The following is a 19,555-nucleotide window of genomic DNA, read 5'->3' on the forward strand; positions in this document are numbered from 1 at the left end:
AGGAGGGCGCGGCCGCCCACCCAGCGGCCGTACGCCTGAGGAGACTCGGCCTCCCGACGGTGGCGACCCCATCAGCGGACGGCCCATGACGCACAGGAGAGGCAACGTGACAGCCGACGCCCCTCGCGGTGTTGACGCACCCCCAGATCTGGTCCAACTGCTCACCCCTGAGGGAGAGCGGGTCGATCACCCCGACTACGACATCGAGTTGACCGCGGAAGAGGTCCGCTCCCTCTACCGGGACCTGGTCCTGGTGCGACGCGTCGATCTGGAGGCGGTAGCCCTGCAACGGCAGGGCGAGCTGGGCCTCTGGGCGTCCCTCCTCGGACAGGAGGCCGCGCAGATCGGCTCCGGCCGGGCGCTGACCACCGCCGACATGGCCTTTCCCACCTACCGGGAGCACGGCGTGGCCTGGTGCCGCGACGTCGACCCGGTCAAGCTGCTCGGGATGTTCCGTGGCGTGAACCACGGCGGATGGGATCCGGCCGAGCACAACTTCCACCTCTACACCATCGTCATCGGCTCCCAGACGCTGCACGCGGTGGGCTACGCGATGGGCGTCCAGCGGGATGGCGCCGACGCCGCCACGATCGTCTACTTCGGCGACGGGGCCTCCGCCCAGGGCGACGTGAACGAGGCGTTCATCTGGGCCTCGGTCTTCAACGCGCCGGTGGTGTTCTTCTGCCAGAACAACCAGTGGGCGATCTCCCAGCCGATGGAGCGGCAGACGAAGATCCCGCTGTACCAGCGGGCGTCGGGCTTCGGCTTCCCGGGTGTCCGGGTCGACGGCAACGACGTGTTCGCCTGCCTCGCGGTGACCCGGCAGGCCCTGCGCAACGCCCGTGAGGGGCAGGGGCCGACGCTCATCGAGGCGTACACCTACCGGATGGGCGCGCACACCACATCCGACGACCCGACCCGCTACCGGCTGGCCGACGAGCTGGAGGCCTGGAAGCTGAAGGACCCGATCGAGCGCGTGAAGGCCTATCTGTTCAAGAACCAGTTCGCCGACCAGGAGTTCTTCGACAAGGTCGACGCCGAGGCCGACGCGCTGGGCAAGGACGTACGCGCCCGGTGCCTGGCCATGCCGGACCCGAAGCCGGGGGCGATGTTCCAGCACGTCTACACGGAGCCGCACGCCCTCCTCGACGAGGAGCGCGAGCAGTACCTGACCTATCTCGCGGGCTTCGAGGCGGGAGGCGAGCGATGACCACCCTCACTCTCGGCAAGGCGCTCAACGCGGGCATGCGCCGCGCGATGGAAAGCGACCCCAAGGTCCTCGTGATGGGGGAGGACGTCGGCAAGCTCGGCGGCGTCTTCCGGGTGACCGACGGCCTGCAGAAGGACTTCGGCGAGGACCGCGTGATCGACACGCCGCTCGCCGAGTCCGGCATCATCGGCACCGCGATCGGCCTGGCCCTGCGCGGCTATCGGCCGATCTGCGAGATCCAGTTCGACGGGTTCGTGTTCCCGGCGGCCGACCAGATCATCACGCAGCTGGCCAAGATGCCGCTGCGGTCGCTCGGCGCGCTCAAACTGCCCGTCGTCGTCCGCATCCCCTGCGGTGGCGGGATCGGCGCGGTCGAGCACCACTCCGAGTCGCCGGAGGCGTACTTCACGCACACCAGCGGGCTGCGGGTGGTGGCGTGCTCGAACCCGGTGGACGCCTACACGATGATCCAGGACGCGGTCCGCTGCGACGATCCGATCATCTTCTTCGAGCCCAAGCGCCGCTACTGGGACAAGGCCGACATCGACCTGGACGCGCCCGGCCTGCCGTTGGACAGGGCCCGGGTCGTACGGCCCGGCCGCGACGTGACGCTCGTCGCGTACGGCCCGATGGTCAAGACCTGCCTGGAGGCCGCGGCCGCCGCGGAGGAGGACGGGCGCGACCTGGAGGTCATCGACCTGCGCTCGCTCAACCCGCTCGACATGGCGGTGCTGGAGGAGTCCGTCCAGCGGACCGGACGCTGCGTGGTGGTGCACGAGGCGCCGATCTTCACCGGTCTCGGGGCCGAGGTGGCGGCGCGGGTCAGCGAACGCTGCTTCTATCATCTGGAGTCCCCGGTTCTGCGGGTCGGCGGGTTCTCCACTCCCTATCCGCCGTCCCGGCTGGAGGAGTACTACCTGCCCGACCTCGACCGGGTGCTCGACGCCGTCGACCGCACGTTCGCCTACTGACAGGGAGGGATCCTCATGCTGCGTGAGTTCAAGCTTCCCGATGTGGGCGAGGGCCTGCTCGAGGCCGAGATCGTCAAGTGGCACGTCGCACCGGGCGACGCCGTCAAGGTCAACCAGACGATCGTCGAGATCGAGACGGCCAAGGCCGTGGTCGAGCTGCCGTGCCCGTTCGAGGGCACGGTGTCCGCGCTGATGGCCACCGAGGGTGAGACCGTCGAGGTCGGCACTCCGATCATCTCCGTGCGTACGGGTGAGGAGGGCGCGACCTCCGACGAGGCACCCGCCGAAGCCGCGCCGAAGCCCGCGGAGGACAGGGGAGAGAAGGGGACGGAGAAGCGGGAGCCGGTGCTCGTCGGCTACGGGGTCAAGGCGAGCGCCACCCGGCGCCGCCCCCGGAAGGCGGCTCCCACCGGCACCCAGACCCCTGCCGGCACCCAGACCCCTGTCGGCATCCAGACCCCTGCCGGCACCCAGGCGCCCATGCCCGCGGCCCCCGCACCGGCGGCGACACGGGCGCTGGCCAAGCCGCCGGTGCGCAAGCTCGCCCGGGACCTCGGCGTCGACCTGTCCACGCTGACCGGTACCGGACCCCGGGGGTCTGTCACCCGCGCGGACGTCGAGGCGGCCGCCGGAGCTGCCCCTCCCGCCGGTGCCGTGCCGTACCGGCGGGAGGCGGGCCCCGCGCGGGGCCGCGAGGAGCGGATCCCGGTCAAGGGGGTGCGCCGGGCGACCGCGCAGGCGATGGTCGCGAGCGCGTTCACGGCCCCGCACGTCACCGAGTTCCTCCAGGTGGACGTGACGGCGACGATGGAGGCGGTCGGTCGGCTGCGGCGGCTGCCCGAGTTCGCCGACGTCAAGGTCTCCCCGCTGCTGTTGGTGGCCAAGGCGCTGATCACCGCGGTCAAGCGGCGCCCGATGGCGAACGCCACGTGGACCGACGAGGAGATCATCGTCAAGCACTACGTGAACCTCGGCATCGCGGCCGCCACCGACCGTGGCCTGATCGTCCCCAACGTCAAGGACGCGGACGAGCTTTCGCTGCCCGAGTTGGCCGGCGCGCTGGCCGAGCTCACCGAGCGGGCCCGAGCCGGGAAATGCACCCCGGCCGACCTGTCCGGCGGCACGATCACGATCACCAACGTGGGCGTGTTCGGCGTCGACTCGGGCACCCCGATCATCAACCCGGGCGAGGTGGCGATCCTGGCCTTCGGCCAGATCAGGGACATGCCGTGGGTGGTCGACGGGCAGCTCGCCGTACGCAAGGTCACGACGCTCGCGCTGTCGTTCGACCACCGCGTGGTCGACGGCGAGTTGGGCTCCCGTGTGCTGCGTGACGTGGGCGACATGCTGGAGGACCCCCTGCGCATGCTCGCCTGGAGCTGAGCTGCTGTCGCCGCCGAGCCGTACGGCGAGGCGGAACTGTAGAGCACGACACGGAACACGACGAGAAACGCCCAACCCGACGGGGCCGGGGACCGCTTGACGGGCCCCGGCCCCGTCGGCGTCGGCGTCGCCACGAGCCGATTTCAAGTGCGGTACAAGTCATGGACAAGTCGTGATCTCTAGCGTTCTGTCGCGCAACCACCCGAACGTCAGAAGTTGGGGCGCGAGATCCGTCGCCGCGTTCGTGAGGCGCCGTTGCGATACGGCTTCACCAGGGGCGACGGGGAAAGGAACGACCATGAAGAAGATCAGCATTGACGATCTGCGGTTCCCGAGACCGTGTACACCAACGACCCGGGCGAGCTGGTCCCCGCCTACGAGCGGGCCGCCGGCCGGATGATCACCAAGCAGATCGACTCCGATGCGTTCCTTCTCGACGGCGTGCCCGGACATCGATCGAATGGCACTGGCTGTGAGAGAGCTCTTCCGTGAGGAGGCGCTGCGCGGCCATGCCGCCGCGGAGCGGCGCACGACCACCCCTGCCCGAGTCCCCGGGTGGTGGTTCGCGCTGCTCTGGGTGGGGGTCGCGCTGCTGCTGCTCGCCTCGATCGGGCTCTTTCTCGTGGTCCAGCCGATGCTGGCGGGGGACGTCTGATGGGCCGGCGGGTGCCGGTGGTGCTGCAGCAGACCGCCACCGAGTGCGGCGCCGCCTGCCTGACCATGGTGCTGGGCCACCACGGGCACCGCGCGAGTCTGCATGAGGTCACCGAGCAGCTTCAGGTGGGCCGTGACGGGCTGACCGCACTCGCCATCGTGGCGGGTGCGGCAGAGTACCGGCTGAAGGCCAGGGCGTTCTCCCTCGACCCGGAGGACCTGGGCCGGCTACCGCTCCCGGCGATCGCGCATTGGGAGTTCAACCATTTCGTCGTGGTCGAGCGGTGGACACGGGACCGGGTCGACGTGGTGGACCCGGCCCGAGGACGCCGCCGCCTGTCTCCGGAGGAGTTCAGCCGCGGATTCACCGGGGTGGTGCTCGCCTTCGAACCGGAGCCGCGCTTCCGCCGGGGCGGGTCCAGCATGGCGAAGGCGTGGCGTCGGCAGTTCCTGCGTACGCTGCTGATGCGGCGGCGGGGCCTGCTCGCCCAGGTCGTGGCCACCTCGGTGATCCTGCAGTTGCTCGGCCTGGCGCTGCCGGTCTTCTCCGAGATCCTGGTCGACCGGGTGCTCCCGATGGGGGCCGGCGGGCTGCTCGCGGTGCTCGGCGCGGGACTGCTGCTGGCCACCCTGACCCAGTTCGTGGTCGGCTATCTGCGCAACGCGCTGCTGGTCGCGATCAGGGCGGGCGCCGACGCCGAGCTCACCCGGGGGGTGGTGGAGCACCTCATCGCGCTGCCCTACCGCTACTTCACCAGGCGTGGCGCCGGCGACCTGGTGACCCGGGCCGGCAGCGTCACGGTGCTGCGCGACATGCTCACCGGGCAGATCCTCTCCGCGCTGCTCGACGGACCGCTCGCCGTCGGATATCTGATCCTGGTCGTCGTCCGGGATCCGGTCTTCGGGCTCTGCCTGGCCGGGCTCGCCACGGTCCAGGTCGCCCTGCTGCTGGCCACGACCAGCCGGGTGAACCGGCTGACCCAGCAGGAGTTGACCGCCTCCGCCTCGACCCAGAGCAGTCTCATTCAGGCGATCGGCGGGATCGAGACGCTGAAGGCGTCCGGTGCCGAGTCGCGGGCGGTGGACCAATGGTCGCGGAACTTCACCGAGCAACTCGACGCCGACGTGCGCAGCGGGCTCACCCAGGGGCTGCTGGAGGCCGCGCTGGGGGCGATTCGGCTGCTCGCGCCGCTGGGCCTGCTCTGGGTGGGGGCCTGGCGGGTGCTCGACGGCGAGTTGACGCTCGGCGCCCTGCTCGCGCTGAACGCGATCGCGGTGACCGCGCTGACCCCGATCGGCTCGCTCATGTCCAGCCTGCAGAGCCTTCAGCAGGCAGGCGCCCACTTCGACCGCCTGTCGGACATCCTCGCCTCCCAGCCGGAGCCGGTGGAGGGGATCGAGGTGCTCCGGCTGCGCGGCGCGATCGAGTTGCGGGAGGTGAGCTTCCGGCACGATCCGCGCGGGCCCTGGATCCTGCGGGACGTCTCCCTGGCCGTCGCCCCCGGCCAGAAGATCGCGCTGGTGGGACCGTCGGGGTCGGGCAAGAGCACGCTGGCCCGGCTGCTCCTGGCGCTCTACCAGCCGACGAGTGGTGAGATCCGGTACGACGGAGTGCCGGTGGACGAGCTCAACCTGCGCTCGTTGCGCCGTCAGTTCGGCGTGGTCACCCAGGAGACGTCGCTGTTCACCGGAAGCATCCGGGAGAACATCGCACTGAACGATCCGGGCGCGTCTATGGAACGTGTCGTGGCGGCCGCCCGTATGGCCTGCCTGCACGATGAGATCGACGCGATGCCGATGAAATACGAGACGATGCTGATCGAGGGGGGTGGGCTGTCCGGAGGCCAGCGCCAGCGCCTGGCCCTCGCCCGTGCGCTGCTCGCCCGGCCCAAGATCCTGCTGCTCGACGAGGCCACCAGCAACCTGGACAGCGCCACCGAGGCCGAGATCGAGGCAAGGCTCGCCGGGCTCACCCAGACCCGCATCGTGATCGCCCACCGGCTGAGCACGATCAGGGACGCCGACCTCATCCTGGCTGTCGACGACGGCCGCGTCGTCGAGTGGGGAACGCACGAGAGCCTGCTCGCACGGCAAGGGCACTACGCCGCGCTGATCGCCGCGCAGGCCGCCGGAACCGGCCTTCAGCCTGGGGCGGGGACAGGGGTCGGTGAATCGGCACGAGCTGTGAGAGGGTAACCGGGACAGGACGGCGAAAAGGGGGATCATGTTCCGGCATGTGGTGCTGCTGAGCTGGATCGAGGATGCCACCGAGGAGCAGAAGGCGGAGGTGGCCAAGCGGCTGCGCGACCTGCCGGGTGTGATCCCCGAGCTGCGGAGCTACCTGGTTGGGCCGGACGCCGGAGCCACCCAGGGCAACTTCTCCTTCGCGGTCGTCGCCGACTTCGACTCGCCCGAGGACTACGCCATCTATCGCGATCACCCCGCGCATCGCTCCGTGATCGACGAGTGCATCGCGCCGATCCTGGCGAGCCGCGCCGCCGTGCAGTACCACACCGCCTGAGGCGGGCGTTCGTTCTCAGGTGCCGTCCGGACTACCGCAGAAAATGGACGGCGATATCTAACCGAGGGTTGACGCCAGAGAAAGTCCGCATGGTTACGGTCCTTACGACGGTGAAAGCACGGGGACGGCGCGGGCACCGAGAACGCCGTCCCCCGCTTCAATCAGCGGAAGGAAGGCCCATGACCGTGACGGCCAATTCGTCGGCCGCGAAGCGTGGAAAGACACCTGCTGCCCTGGCGAAGCGAGCGGGACTGGTAGTGGCGGCAGCCCTCCTGGGAGCCACCACTGTCGGTGCGATGCCAGTAAACGCGAGCGCGGGCAGCGCCTCCAGCGCTCTCCGCGCCGACTGCGGCGGGACTATCAAGAGCAAAAGCTACCCGAGCAAAACGGTGTGGACGCTCACCTGGGCGAACTGCGGCGGTAAAACCGTCCGCAAGAAGGTCAATCTGAGGTGGGCGCCGGATTACGGCTGCTCCAAGATCCCCGGCGGAAGCACGCGCAAGTGGACCTATGTCCAGCCCAGGGGAGATATCGCGTACCCGCAAGGATTCAAGAGCTGCTGATCCAGGAAGCACGGGCCGAAATCAGGCGAAAGCGCCCATAATTGGGGATCGGCGTGCCGGATGTCATCCCTCCGGTCGATTCTCCTGATCGAGGAGCTGCCGATCGGAGGTCTCGCCGCGCCGGGAGGCGAAGATGATGCTGAGCAGCAGGCCGACGCCGCCGACGCACATGAAGATCACACCGATCACGTCGATGTGCACGGAGTCACCGAGGACGTCGGGCTCGATGGCGAACTTGAGGATCGCGCCGAGCGTGATGAAGAAGATGCTGACCCCGATGCCCATCGTTGCGACCTCCGGGACGCTGGTAGTGACAAGGTAAAGGTTCCCTTCGGAACCGGTCATACCCGGCCACACCTGATCGCATTACTGGCGGCGGATAACGGATCTCCTCTCATCGCCGTACGGCTGCCGCCGAAGCGGGCGGCAGCCGTACGAGCGGGCGACAGGTCAGAAGGACGACTCGGGGAGTTCCATCAGGTCCTGGCCGGTGGCGGCGAGCACCCGGCGCTCCGCGGCCAGCCGCGGCAGCACGGTCTGGGCGAAGAACGAGGCGGCCGCGACCTTGCCGGTGTAGAAGTCCTTGTCGCGGTCCCCCTCACCCAGTGCCTTCAGGGCGATCTCGGCCTGGCGCAGCAGCAGCCAGGCCAGCACCAGGTCGCCGAGCGCCATCAGGAAGCGGGTGGTGTTGAGGCCGACCTTGTAGACCTCCTGCGGCGTCTCCAGCGAGGTGATCGCCCAGCCGGCCATCGTGTCGGCCATGGCCTTGACCTCGTCGGCCGCCTCGTCGAGCAGGCCCCGCTCCACCTTCAGCCGGCCGTTGCCGGCCTTGGAGGCCGCGAACGCCTTGATGTCGGAGAGCAGCGAGCCGAGGGCCGCGCCCTGATTCTTGAGGATCTTACGGAAGAACAGGTCCTGACCCTGGATCGCGGTGGTGCCCTCGTACAGGGAGTCGATCTTGGAGTCGCGGATGTACTGCTCGATCGGGTAGTCCTGCAGGAAGCCCGAGCCGCCCAGCGTCTGCAGCGAGCGGGCGAGCAGCTCGTACGACCGCTCGGAGCCGACGCCCTTCACGACCGGCAGCAGCAGGTCGTTGAGCGCCTCGGCGGCATGGTCGCGGCGGCCCTCCGCCTCCGCGATCTGGATGGTGTCCTGGACCGTCGCGGTGTAGATCACCAGCGCCCGCATGGCCTCGGCGTACGCCTTCTGCAGCATCAGCTCGCGGCGGACGTCGGGGTGATGGGTGATCGTGACCCGGGGCGCCGTCTTGTCGCCCGAGCGGGTGAGGTCGGCGCCCTGCACGCGGTTCTTCGCGTAGTCGAGCGCGTTGAGATAGCCGGTGGACAGGGTGGCGATGGCCTTGGCGCCGACCATCATGCGGGCGTTCTCGATGACCATGAACATCTGCCGGATGCCGTCGTGCACGCCGCCCACCAGGTGGCCGACGGCCGGGTGCCGCTCGCCGAAGGTGAGCTCGCAGGTCGTGGAGACCTTCAGGCCCATCTTCTTCTCGACGTTGGTGACGTACACGCCGTTGCGCTCGCCCAGTTCGCCGGTCTCCAGGTCGACGAGGTACTTCGGCACAAGGAACATCGACAGACCCTTGGTGCCCGGACCGGCCCCCTCGGGGCGCGCCAGCACGAGGTGGAAGATGTTCTCCGTCATGTCGTGCTCGGCGCTGGTGATGAAGCGCTTGACGCCCTCGATGTGCCAGGTGCCGTCGGGCTGCTCGACCGCCTTGGTACGGCCCGCCCCCACGTCGGATCCGGCGTCGGGCTCGGTGAGCACCATGGTCGAGCCCCAGCGGCGTTCGACGGCCAGCTCGGCGAACCGCTTCTGGTCCTCGGTGCCCAGCTGGAACAGGAGGCGGGCGAACGACGGGCCGCTGGCGAACATCCATACGGCGGGGTTGGCGCCCAGCACCAACTCGGCCATCGCCCAGAGCAGGCTGCGCGGGGCAAGCGTGCCGCCGAGCTCGGGCTGAAGCTCCAGACGCCACCACTCGGCGTCCATCCAGGCCTGGTAGGACCGCTTGAAGCTCTCCGGCATCGTCACGGTGTGCGTGGCGGGGTCGAACACCGGAGGGTTGCGGTCGGCATCCTCGAACGACTCGGCGATCGGGCCGCTGGCGAGCCGGTGCACCTCGTCAAGGACGTTGCGCGCGGTGTCCACGTCGATGTCCGCGAACGGGCCCGCCCCGAGGACCTCCTTCCGGCCGAACACTTCGAAGAGGTTGAACTCGAGGTCGCGGAGGTTGCTCTTGTAGTGACCCATCGTCTGCGCTCCCGGGAGAGTAAACGTACCGGCCAGTAACTCTAAACCGAATGCTACCCGCCGGTAACCACCCTTATGCATGTTTTACCCAGATGAGGGGTCGGAGGGGAATAGCCGCGGCGCCGGGAGAGGTTCGAGTGGGTGACGCCCGGTCCCGGGTGATCCCGGACGAGGTGCGTGCCGTACCCGGCCCTGCGAAGACGGCGCGCGGGAAGCATGCATCAGTTCATTCAGATCGTCGGAGCGCTGCTCATCCTCTCGGCGTTCCTGCTCTCGCAGATCAAGGTCCTGGACGGAGACTCGACGTCCTATCTGGTCCTCAACCTGGTCGGTTCGGCGGTGCTCACCTGGATCGCGCTGTCCAGCCGGGACTGGGGATTCGTGCTACTGGAAGGAGTGTGGGCGATCGTCTCCCTGATCGGGCTCGTCACCAAGGCCAGGCGACCACGCCCGGCCGAATCCGGCGCTGCGGAATAACCCGCTTGACGTCTTTGGTGGTGTCGCGGTTGGCTGGGCGCATGATTGACATCCACACGACCACATTCGACTGCGCCCAGCCGTACGAACTCGGGAGCTGGTGGAGCGAGGCCCTGGGCTGGCCCCTCGTCCACTCGGAGCCCGAGGACGACGAGGTCATGCTGGAACGCCCCGGCGGTGTGCCGCACCTGCTCTTCATCCGGGTCCCGGAGGCCAAGACCGTCAAGAACCGGGGTCACCTCGACCTGATGCCGACGGAGCGAACGCGCGACGAGGAGGTGGAGCGCCTGGTCGCCCTCGGCGCCAAGCCGTACGAGGACCACCGCAACCCGGACGGCACGGGCTGGGTCACGCTGCTGGACCCCGAGGGCAACGAGTTCTGCGTCGTCCGCAGCGAGGCGGAGCGCGCCGCCACCGCCTGACCCCTGCCGGGGCTCATGCCAGGGCGGGTAGCAGGGTACGCGCCCTGGCACGGCCTAACGAGCACGGCTCCGCATGGCGAGGGTGACGATGCCGGTGAACAGGAAGACCAGCGCGCCGCCCCAGAGCGCGTCCCACGCCGCGCCGAACACGCCCTCGCCGTCGAACAGGATCTGGACCGGGACCATCAGGGCCGCCGCCCCGAGCCCGGGGTAGAGCGCGAAGCGCCACGGGTGCCGCAGCGCCCACTGCCTGGCCTGCTGAGTGACGCGATCGCCCCGGTTGGGCCGGGAGATGGCGCCGATGCCCGCGACGAGGGCGAAGAGGCCGATCCCCGTGCACAGTGCCCAGGTGAGGTCGGCCGGGCCGGGGAGGATCCAGCCCAGGAACAGGTTCGTCGCCGCGACGCCGCCGCCGGCGATCGCCGCCGCCCGCCAGGGAGCGCCGCGCAGGGCCGCGCCGGAGAGCGACATCTCATCCATTCGGGTCAGTTCGTTCATGCTTCCAGGTTCGCTCGCGAAACGGCCCCCAGGCATCGGGGAAGCCCCTGACCCCTCCCTGGCCACTCCCTGAGCCGCCCCTATTAGGATCTTCGGGTGGCTCTCTCATTTCGTACGGCTCGGCGCGGGGACATCCCGGTGATCGTGGCGTTGATCGCCGACGATCCGATCTCGGCGGCACGTGAGAAGGCCACGGGCTCCGGTGGCGAACCCGACTACGAGTCCGCCTTCGAGGCCATCGACGCCGACCCGCGCAACGAGCTGATCGTGGTGGAGTCGGACGGGCAGGTGGTCGGGACGATGCAGCTCACGTACATCCCCAGCCTGTCCCGCCGCGCGGCCGAGCGTGCCCTGGTCGAGGCGGTCAGGGTGGCCGCGCCGTACCGGAACCGGGGCATCGGCAGAGCGATGATGGAGTGGGCCGTCGAACGGGCCCGCGAGCGCGGGTGTGCCCTCGTGCAGCTCACCTCCGACAAGGCGCGGGTCGATGCGCGCCGCTTCTACTCGTCGTTCGGTTTCGCCGCCTCGCATGAGGGATTCAAGCTCCTGCTCAGCTGATCGAGCATCCACCGGCACCACTCCACCCGGTGCCGCTCGTAGCCGAGCCCGCAGCGCAGCGCCGCCATGTTCCCGAACTTCGGCGTGCCGAACAGCGGCGGCGCCCCCTCCTCGAGGGACGCCCAGGCCCGCTCATATTCCGCCAGGCGCTCCTCATGCCGGTGCAGCGCCGTACGGAACATCTCCATCAGCGCGGCGGGGTCGGCCAGCCAGGCGGCGTAGCTCTTGAGAACCAGTTCGTCGCGCTCGGGCTGCGGCCGCGGCGGCGTCGTGATCCACTCGCGCAGCGCGTCGCGCCCCTTGGCCGTGATCGTGTAGACCTTCTTGTCCTGCGGCCCCGGTCCTGGCGCCCTGTCGTAGGCGACCATCTGCGCGGACAGCAGACGCTGAAGGTCGGTGTGGATCTGGCTGTGACTGGCCGTCCAGAAATAGGCGACGGGATTACGCATCCGCGAGGCGATCTCGTATCCCGTGCTGTCCGCCCGCGCCAGCAGGGCGAGGATCGCGAATCCGAGTGTCGAGGTCGTCGAGGTCGTGGAGGTTGTGGAACTCATGGTGCTCCAAGCGTATTGACCGTCACCTCGATCATCCTTCATTATGTCAGTTCTTACATAGTTGGAGGGATCGGATGCCCAGGAAACTCGCCCTGGTCTTCGTCCTGTTCGCGTTGACCGCCTGCGGGGGCACGGTCGGCGCGGAAGGCGCGGCCACCACGTCAAGTGCGGCGGGGTCCAGTACGGCGAGTCCCGCCGCCACGGTCTCCGCCTCCCCGACCGGCCCCAACGTGAGCGGGTGCTTCACCGAAGCCGACGGCCAGGTGTTCCGCTACCGCAACGCGGTGGGGGACGAGTCGGCAGGTGTGATCATGGGTGACGGTCCCGCCGGGGCGGTCATCACCTACGAGCTCAACGGCACCGTCTGCTCCTGGCGGCCGCTGGCCGACCGGCTCAGGGCCGCGGGCTACCGCGTCCTGCTCTACGAGCGCAGCTCCGGGACCGCCCGGGCCGACCTGATCCTGAAGATGGCCAAGCGGCTGAGGAAGGCGGGCGTCACCAGAGTGTTCCTCATCGGCGGCTCGATGGGCGGAACAAAGTCGATCACAGCGGCGACACAGCTGAAGGAGCCCGCCGCGGCGGTCGTGAACCTGGCCGGCTCACCAAGCTACGACGACCTGGCGCACCTCGACGTGCCGCTGCTGCAGATCACGGCGGAGCGGGACAACGTGATCAGCCCGACGCAGATGGAGGAGGTCGCGGAGGCCGCCGTGAAGTCCCCCGATCACCCCGTCGTCATCGTCAGGGGTGAAGGCGCCCATGCCTCGCACCTGTTCGAGACCGATCAGGCGGCCATGGTGCTCGACACCATCGTGACCTTCCTTGACAAGCATCGAGGCTGACCCCGGTCGCTGATCTCGACGTACGCGACGGACTCACCGCCATCGCCGCCATCGCCGCCGTGCTCGGCGACGATCGGCCGGTCGTTTTGCCCCGGTGTGCAAAGTTCTTCGGCGACGGAACGGTATCAAGCGGGATCGGCTCGATCGCGAAACGCCGCGGCTCCATAGAGTGTCAGTGAATGGCCGAGTCACGTCCTCTCGGAGGGAAGAACCGCTTGCGGTCAAATATGTGGACAGCACGTGCGGAGATCGCACAGAATCGCTGGTGGTGAGAGGCATAAAGGAGCAGGACACCGCGCTGGACACTCCCGGCCGGGGAGTCTTCCTCGTCGTTGAGCCCCTGTTGCCGCAGCGGATCCGCCGTCCCTCGGACGCGCTGCGGTTCATGCTCACGCTGGCGGCCCTCGGCGCCGTCGTGCTGCTCGCACTCGCCCTTCAGCGCACGCTCAACGGCCTGGAGACCGACGTGCAGGCGGGCACCGGCCGGGCCCCGCAGGTGTTGTCGGCCATCTCCGGACTGCTCGGCGGCGTCGCCGTGCTCGTCGTTCCCGTGGCGTTCGCCGTCGAGCGGGTCTTCCACCGCGACGGCATGCGCGTCACGCAGGGCCTGATCGCGGCCATCTTCGCCCTGGTGATCTCCTACACGCTGGGCGAGTGGCTCGTCCTCGCCGGTCCCGCCGAGCTGAAACAACTGCTCACCGGCGGGCGGGACGTCGAGCCCCTCAACTCCGTGCTCACCCCCGCCATCGCCTACGCGACGGCCGTACGGATGTCACGACGGCCACAGTGGCGGGCGTTCATGTGGCTCGCGATCGCGCTCGACGTGCTCGCGCTTTTCGCCGCCACCAAGGTCACCGCCCTCGGAGTGATCCTCACCTACCTCGTCGGTCTCGCGGTCGGTTTCGGCACGTTGTACGGCATCGGCAGCGCGAACACCAGGCCGCCGGGCAGCGCGGTGCTGGCCGCGCTGCGTCGCCTCGGCTTCGTCCCGACGAGCGCCAGGCGGATCGAGGACGACAGCTCCGGCAGCCGGCGTTACCTCGTCGGCCTCGACGGCGACCGCTTCCTCGACGTCACCGTGCTCGACCGGGACCGGCAGGTGGCCGGCCTCGCCTATCGCCTTTGGCGGCGCATCCGGCTCAACTCGGAGACCCGGCGGCGGGCCATCAGGTCACTGCGGGCCGAGTTGGAGCGCGAGGCGCTGATGGCCTACGCCGCCCACGCGGCCGGGGCCCGGCTGCCCCGACTGCTCGGCACGAGTGAGATCGGCACCGAGGCTGCACTGCTCGCCTACGAGCACATCGACACGCGTCCGGTCGCCGAGCTCCCCGACGAGGCCTTCGACGACGATCTGCTGGCCCAGATATGGGAGCAGGTGCGGCTGCTGCACGACCACCGGCTGGCCCACCGGCACCTGACCGGCGAGAGCATCCACGTGGACGAGGCCGGGCAAGTGATCATGCTCGACGCCCGCAGCGGTGAGATCGCCGCCGGAGACCTGCTGCTGCGGCTCGACATCGCCCAACTTCTCGCCTACCTCGGCACCCGGGTCGGCGCCGAGCGCGCGGTGAGGTCCGGGGCGACCGTGCTGGGCGCCGACACGCTCGCCGGGGCACTGCCCATGCTCCAGCGGATCGCCCTCGCCCGGGAGACCCGTACGGCGCTGCGCCGGGACAAGGAACTCCTCCCCGCGATACGCGAGCAGATCCTCGCGCTGAAGCCGCGGGTCGAGGTCAGAGAGGTCCGGCTCGAACGGTTCCGCCCCAGCACCCTGGTGACGATCATCGCCGGCGCCGTAGCGGCGTACCTGCTGTTCTCCCAGCTCAGCCAGGTCAACCTGCTTTCCGTGGTGACCACGGCCGACTGGGTGTGGGGCGGGATGGCGCTACTCGCCTCCGCGGTGAGCTTCGTCGCGGCGGCGTTCATAGTGCGGGGCTTCGTGCCCGAGCCGCTGCCGCTGGGCCGTACGGTGCTGGTGCAGCTGTCCGCCTCGTTCGTGAAGCTGGTCGCGCCGGCCGCGGTCGGCGGCGTCGCGATCAACACCCGCTACCTGCAGAAGCGCGGGGTGCCGCCGGGGCCGGCGGTGGCCAGCATCGGCGCCTCCCAGCTCGTCGGACTGGCCTCGCACATCGCGCTGCTGCTGCTGTTCGGATATCTCACCGGCACGCAGGCCGCGCAGTCCCTGACCCCGTCGCGGGGGCTGCTCGTCGTGCTGCTCGGCATCGCCGTGCTCTTCCTGATCGTGCTGGCCGTACGGCCGCTGCGCAGGCTGGTCACCACCCGGGTGCGTGCGATGTTCTCCGGTGTGATCCCGCGGCTGCTCGACGTGGTGCAGTCCCCGCGCAAGGTGCTCGAAGGCGTCGGCGGGACCGTGCTGCTCACCATCGCCAACGTGGTCTGCCTGGGTGTCTGCGTGCGGGCGTTCGGCGGCGAGGTGAACTTCACGGCGGTGGCCGTGGTGTTCCTCGCCGGCAACGCGATCGGCTCGGCCGCCCCCACGCCGGGTGGACTGGGCGCGGTCGAGGGAGCGCTGATCGTGGGGTTGAGGCTCGCAGGCGTGTACGACACGGTCGCCCTGTCGGCCGTGCTGCTCTTCCGCCTGATGACCTTCTGGCTGCCCGTCCTGCCCGGCTGGGCGTCCTTCACCTACCTCCAACGCCAGAACGCCATCTAGCGCCGGCTGGATGCATGTAAAATGCATGCATGGTGGCTCTTCAGATCAGGGACGTTCCCGAGGGCGTCCGTGACGCCCTCGCGGAGCAGGCCCGCGCCCGGGGGATGTCCCTGCAGGGACTGCTGCTCGAACTGGTTACGAGCGAGGCCCGCCGATCACAGAACCTTGCCGTACTCAAGCGGGCCGCGGAGCGTACGGGCATGTATGACTCCGATGTCGGAGAGGTGGCGAAGGAACTGGCCGCCATCCGGCTGTCGTCGTATGACGCCGCCTACGTGGCCGCAGCCGAAGCACTCCAGCCGACGAGGTGGCTGCCATCGAGGAGGGGCTCGCGAACGTGACACGGGGAGAGATCTTCACCGCGGAAGAAGTAGCGGCGGCGATGGAGTCCAGGGCCGCCGGAAAGAGCGCCACCCGAAGATCCTGATAGCCGTCGGCCGGGGTTCGTCCGGCCGACGGCGGCAGGTGTCAACTCTTGCTGGAGCCGGCCCAGAGGTCGATGCCGCACTCGACCGCGTCCTTGTCGATGGCCGCGAGCTCCTCGGCGGAGAAGCCGAGCCGCTCGACGGCGTCGAGGCTGTCGTCGAGCTGGGCGACGCTGCTGGCGCCGATCAGCACCGACGTCACCCGCCGGTCACGCAGCGCCCAGGCCAGCGCCATCTGCGCGAGCGACTGACCGCGCTCCTTCGCGATCTCGTTGAGCAGGCGGACATGCCGCATGGTCTGCTCGGTCAGCAGGGCGGGGTCGAGCGACTTGCCCTGCGCCGCCCGTGAGCCCGCCGGGATGCCGTCGAGGTAACGGTCGGTCAGCATGCCCTGCGCCAGCGGCGAGAACGCGATGCACCCCACGCCCTCGTCCGCCAGCACGTCGAGCAGCCCGCCCTCGATCCAGCGGTTCAGCATCGAGTACGACGGCTGGTGGATCAGCAGCGGCGTGCCCATCTCACGCAGGATCCGCACCGCCTCCCTGGTCCGCTCCGGGCCATAGGAGGAGATGCCGACGTAGAGGGCCTTCCCCGAACGCACCGCATGATCGAGAGCGCCCATCGTCTCCTCGAGCGGCGTCTCCGGATCGAAGCGGTGGCTGTAGAAGATGTCGACGTAGTCGAGGCCCATCCGCTTGAGCGACTGGTCGAGGCTGGCCAGCAGATACTTGCGCGACCCCCACTCGCCGTACGGCCCGGGCCACATGTCCCAGCCCGCCTTCGTCGAGATGATCAGCTCATCCCGGTATCGGGTGAAATCCTGGTGGAAGATCCGCCCGAAATTGATCTCGGCGGAGCCGTACGGCGGACCGTAGTTGTTGGCCAGATCGAAGTGCGTCACGCCGCGGTCGAAGGCCCGGCGCAGGATGGCCCGCTGCGTCTCGACCGGCTTGTCGTCGCCGAAGTTGTGCCAGAGGCCGAGCGACACGGCGGGCAGCTTCAGCCCGCTCCGCCCGGTCCGGTGGTACGGCATGGGGCCGTACCGGTCATCCGCCGCCACGTACGTCACTCGCCGTTCTCCTGTCCAGCCGCACTCGCTCGTCCGCCGGTGGGACTGTATCTGATGCGGCCACCAGCGACATCGAGCTGAACCGGGTCGAGGGCGTGCACGGCCCCCGCCGCTTCGACGCCGTCCTCGCGTTCATGCCCTGTCGAGGATCCAGGAGAGCGCGAACGCCTCCTCGTGCCATGCGTCGTACCGGCCGCTGCGACCCCCGTGCCCGGCGCCCATCTCGGTCTTGAGCAGGAACGGCCCGCCGCCCGCCGTGCCGCGCAGCCGCGCGATCCACTTGGCCGGCTCGTGGTAGAACACCCGGGTGTCGTTCAGGCTGGTGATCGCGAGGATCGGCGGGTACGGCCGGCCGCCGACGTTCTCGTAGGGCGAGTAGGACTTCATGTACGCGTAGACCTCGGGGTCGTGCAGCGGATCGCCCCACTCGTCCCATTCGATGACCGTGAGCGGCAGCGACGGGTCGAGGATCGTGTTCAGCGCGTCCACGAACGGAACCTCGGCGACGACCCCGGCGAACAACTCCGGCGCGAGGTTGGCGACGGCCCCCATGAGCAGGCCGCCGGCCGAGCCGCCGCGTGCCACGATCCGGCTCGACCAGCCGACGGCCTTCAGGTGCCGCGCGCACGCCACGAAGTCGGTGAAGGTGTTCTTCTTCTTCGTCAGCTTGCCGTCCTCGTACCACCGGCGGCCCATCTCGCCACCGCCGCGCACGTGGGCGATCGCGAACACGAACCCGCGGTCGAGCAGCGAAAGCCGGGCAACCGAGAAGTAGGGGTCCATCGAGCTCTCGTAGCTGCCGTAGCCGTACAGCACGGTCGGGGCCGGCCGGTCCGCGCCCGTTCTGTCCGTGCCCGTCCTGTCGGCGCCCTTCTTGACGACGATCGAGATCGGCACCTTCGTCCCGTCCTCGGCGGTCGCCCACTCGCGGAACTGCTCGTAGTCGGCGGGGTCGTAGCCGCCCAGCACCGGTTTGCGCTTGAGCAGGATCAGCTCGCCCGTCCGCAGGTCGTACTCGTAAACGGACGGCGGCGTCACCAGCGAGGTGTATCCGAGTCGCAGCCGGCTCGTCTCGAACTCCGCGTTCCCGGACGGCGTGACGTCATAGAGCGGCTCGGGGAACGGGATCTCGTACGGCTCCCGCCCGTCTCCGGGCAGGATCCGGATGCCGGTCAGGCCGTCGCGGCGGAAGTGAACCGCGACGTGATCTTTGAACGCGTCGACGTCGAGCAGCCGGGTGTCCTCCCGATGCCCGATGAGCGGCGTCCAGGAGGCCGGATCGGCGACCGGCGCCGTGGCGAGTTCGAAGTTGACGGCGCCGTCGTTGTGCAGCACGAGGAAGTGGTCGCCGGCGTGGTCCAGGCCATACTCGACGCCGGTCCGCCGCGGCCGGACCACCGTGAACTCCCCGGTCGGGTCGTCCGCGTCGAGGATCCGCACCTCGCTGGTGATCTTGCTGCCCGCGGACAGCGTGAGGTAGCGCAGACTCCGGGTGAGCCCGATCCCCACCCAGAACCGCTCGTCGTCCTCCTGGTACACGATCACGTCGTCCTCGTCGGACCCAAGGGTGTGCCGATGGACGCGGTACGGCCGCCAGGCGTCGTCGATGGTCGTATAGAAGAACGTCGACCCGTCGGCCGACCAGGCGCCGCCGTAGAAGACGCCCGGAATTTCGTCGGGGAGCAGCTCGCCGGTTTCAAGGTTCTTGAACCTGAGCGTGAACCGCTCGTCGCCCTTGTAGTCCGTGGAGTACGCGAGTTTCGTGCCGTCCGGGCTGGCCGTGCTCGTCCCGATCGAGAAGAACGGGCTGTCGCCCGCCAGCTCGTTCCCGTCGAGGAGGACCTGCTCGCCGGGAAGCGGTTCACCGGGCCGCAACACGGGCGGGCTGTCGCCGTCGGCGGCCACCCGGCACTGGATGCCGTACTGCTTGCCCTGTTCGGTGCGGCTGTAATACCACCAGGCATTTCGGCGCACCGGGACCGAGAGGTCGGTCTCCAGAGTGCGGCTCTTGATCTCCTGGAAGACGGTGTCCTGGAGATCCTTGAGGTGAGCCGTCATCTCCTGGGTGTAGGCGTTCTCCGCCTCCAGGTACGCGATCGTGTCGGGATCGTCCTTCTTGAGCAGCCACGCGTACTCGTCGATCACGGTGTCGCCGTGATGAGTACGCTCGACCGGAACCTTCTTCGCCACAGGCGCCATGTCGCTCACCCGGCAGAGTCTACGTTCGTCCAGGTACGCAAGCCCCGAAGCGCGCTTGCGCGCGGCTGGTCTCCAGCTCTGGTAATCTAGCTGGGCCGGTGAGGTTCGGCGGATCCCACTTCTGAGCATCTTGATGGTCAGGCATGTGGGTCGTCCGGTATGTCGTCGGTATCTCCTCTTTCTTTCCTGGATCTTGGATCTGTTGCGGTTTGCGCGGCGGGGCCGGACCCGGTAAGTTGGAGGGGTTGCCCCGGAAGGGGC

Annotated in this window: 19 protein-coding genes and 1 riboswitch; of the genes, 13 read left to right on the forward strand and 6 right to left on the reverse strand. The window is 69.1% G+C overall.

Annotated features, from left to right (window positions below; all coding sequences use genetic code 11):
* Positions 1-85 precede the first annotated feature (85 nt).
* From pdhA to Mth01_RS25035, 7 genes are all read left to right on the forward strand, one after another.
* Positions 86-1,210, forward strand: a complete 1,125-nt coding sequence (gene pdhA / locus Mth01_RS25005) for a pyruvate dehydrogenase (acetyl-transferring) E1 component subunit alpha (RefSeq protein ID WP_204018394.1) — start codon at positions 86-88, stop codon at positions 1,208-1,210.
* Entirely contained in the window at positions 1,207-2,181 is a 975-nt protein-coding gene (locus tag Mth01_RS25010; RefSeq protein ID WP_204018395.1) for an alpha-ketoacid dehydrogenase subunit beta, read from the forward strand. The genes pdhA and Mth01_RS25010 overlap by 4 nt, the downstream gene beginning before the upstream one ends.
* Before the next feature lie 15 nt (positions 2,182-2,196).
* On the forward strand, positions 2,197-3,564 hold the full coding sequence (locus Mth01_RS25015) for a dihydrolipoamide acetyltransferase family protein (protein ID WP_204018396.1): 1,368 nt from the start codon (positions 2,197-2,199) through the stop codon (positions 3,562-3,564).
* A 460-nt stretch (positions 3,565-4,024) separates the two neighbouring features.
* Entirely contained in the window at positions 4,025-4,219 is a 195-nt protein-coding gene (locus Mth01_RS25020) for a hypothetical protein (RefSeq protein ID WP_204018397.1), read from the forward strand.
* A complete protein-coding gene (locus tag Mth01_RS25025; protein WP_204018398.1) occupies positions 4,219-6,414 on the forward strand; it encodes a peptidase domain-containing ABC transporter in 2,196 nt (731 codons plus the stop codon). The genes Mth01_RS25020 and Mth01_RS25025 overlap by 1 nt, the downstream gene beginning before the upstream one ends.
* Before the next feature lie 28 nt (positions 6,415-6,442).
* The gene (locus Mth01_RS25030) at positions 6,443-6,739 is read left to right on the forward strand and encodes a Dabb family protein (protein ID WP_204018399.1); all 297 of its coding nucleotides are present in this window, start codon (positions 6,443-6,445) and stop codon (positions 6,737-6,739) included.
* Between the two features lie 179 nt (positions 6,740-6,918).
* The gene (locus Mth01_RS25035; protein WP_204018400.1) at positions 6,919-7,302 is read left to right on the forward strand and encodes a hypothetical protein; all 384 of its coding nucleotides are present in this window, start codon (positions 6,919-6,921) and stop codon (positions 7,300-7,302) included.
* A 63-nt stretch (positions 7,303-7,365) separates the two neighbouring features.
* Here the strand turns inward: Mth01_RS25035 and Mth01_RS25040 are convergent, their stop codons facing one another.
* Together Mth01_RS25040 and Mth01_RS25045 are read right to left on the reverse strand one after the other, a co-directional pair.
* Positions 7,366-7,647, reverse strand: coding sequence for a hypothetical protein (locus Mth01_RS25040; RefSeq protein WP_239089983.1), 282 nt, complete (start codon positions 7,645-7,647; stop codon positions 7,366-7,368).
* Positions 7,648-7,752: 105 nt separating this feature from the next.
* Positions 7,753-9,576 (reverse strand): acyl-CoA dehydrogenase, encoded by a 1,824-nt coding sequence (locus Mth01_RS25045; protein WP_204018401.1) that lies wholly within the window; start codon positions 9,574-9,576, stop codon positions 7,753-7,755.
* Positions 9,577-9,716: 140 nt separating this feature from the next.
* Positions 9,717-9,786: riboswitch (guanidine-III (ykkC-III) riboswitch) on the forward strand.
* Between the two features lie 6 nt (positions 9,787-9,792).
* On the opposite strand from Mth01_RS25045, the gene Mth01_RS25050 reads away from it, so the two are divergent.
* Complete coding sequence (locus Mth01_RS25050; RefSeq protein WP_204018402.1) at positions 9,793-10,053, forward strand: CBU_0592 family membrane protein; 261 nt, start codon at positions 9,793-9,795, stop codon at positions 10,051-10,053.
* A gap of 41 nt (positions 10,054-10,094) precedes the next feature.
* Complete coding sequence (locus Mth01_RS25055; protein ID WP_204018403.1) at positions 10,095-10,475, forward strand: VOC family protein; 381 nt, start codon at positions 10,095-10,097, stop codon at positions 10,473-10,475.
* 54 nt (positions 10,476-10,529) lie between these two features.
* Here Mth01_RS25055 and Mth01_RS25060 read toward each other — a convergent pair whose 3' ends face one another.
* A complete protein-coding gene (locus tag Mth01_RS25060) occupies positions 10,530-10,973 on the reverse strand; it encodes a hypothetical protein (protein WP_204018404.1) in 444 nt (147 codons plus the stop codon).
* Between the two features lie 96 nt (positions 10,974-11,069).
* Between Mth01_RS25060 and Mth01_RS25065 the strand changes: the two genes are divergently transcribed.
* Positions 11,070-11,531, forward strand: a complete 462-nt coding sequence (locus tag Mth01_RS25065) for a GNAT family N-acetyltransferase (protein WP_204018405.1) — start codon at positions 11,070-11,072, stop codon at positions 11,529-11,531.
* On the opposite strand, the gene Mth01_RS25070 is transcribed toward Mth01_RS25065, so the two are convergent.
* Positions 11,474-12,085 (reverse strand): PadR family transcriptional regulator, encoded by a 612-nt coding sequence (locus Mth01_RS25070; RefSeq protein WP_204018406.1) that lies wholly within the window; start codon positions 12,083-12,085, stop codon positions 11,474-11,476. The genes Mth01_RS25065 and Mth01_RS25070 overlap by 58 nt on opposite strands.
* A 74-nt stretch (positions 12,086-12,159) precedes the next feature.
* On the opposite strand from Mth01_RS25070, the gene Mth01_RS25075 reads away from it, so the two are divergent.
* From Mth01_RS25075 to Mth01_RS25085, 3 genes are all read left to right on the forward strand, one after another.
* Complete coding sequence (locus tag Mth01_RS25075; protein ID WP_204018407.1) at positions 12,160-12,927, forward strand: alpha/beta hydrolase; 768 nt, start codon at positions 12,160-12,162, stop codon at positions 12,925-12,927.
* A 268-nt stretch (positions 12,928-13,195) separates the two neighbouring features.
* Positions 13,196-15,601 (forward strand): lysylphosphatidylglycerol synthase transmembrane domain-containing protein, encoded by a 2,406-nt coding sequence (locus Mth01_RS25080; protein ID WP_239089984.1) that lies wholly within the window; start codon positions 13,196-13,198, stop codon positions 15,599-15,601.
* Between the two features lie 29 nt (positions 15,602-15,630).
* Positions 15,631-15,942, forward strand: a complete 312-nt coding sequence (locus Mth01_RS25085) for a hypothetical protein (RefSeq protein ID WP_204018408.1) — start codon at positions 15,631-15,633, stop codon at positions 15,940-15,942.
* Positions 15,943-16,069: 127 nt separating this feature from the next.
* On the opposite strand, the gene mgrA is transcribed toward Mth01_RS25085, so the two are convergent.
* Complete coding sequence (gene mgrA, locus Mth01_RS25090) at positions 16,070-17,095, reverse strand: L-glyceraldehyde 3-phosphate reductase (protein ID WP_204018409.1); 1,026 nt, start codon at positions 17,093-17,095, stop codon at positions 16,070-16,072.
* Positions 17,096-17,227: 132 nt separating this feature from the next.
* Positions 17,228-19,294 (reverse strand): S9 family peptidase, encoded by a 2,067-nt coding sequence (locus tag Mth01_RS25095; RefSeq protein WP_204018412.1) that lies wholly within the window; start codon positions 19,292-19,294, stop codon positions 17,228-17,230.
* Positions 19,295-19,555 lie beyond the last annotated feature (261 nt).

The sequence above is a fragment of the Sphaerimonospora thailandensis genome (assembly GCF_016863115.1).
GTDB classification, from domain to species: Bacteria; Actinomycetota; Actinomycetes; order Streptosporangiales; family Streptosporangiaceae; genus Sphaerimonospora; species Sphaerimonospora cavernae.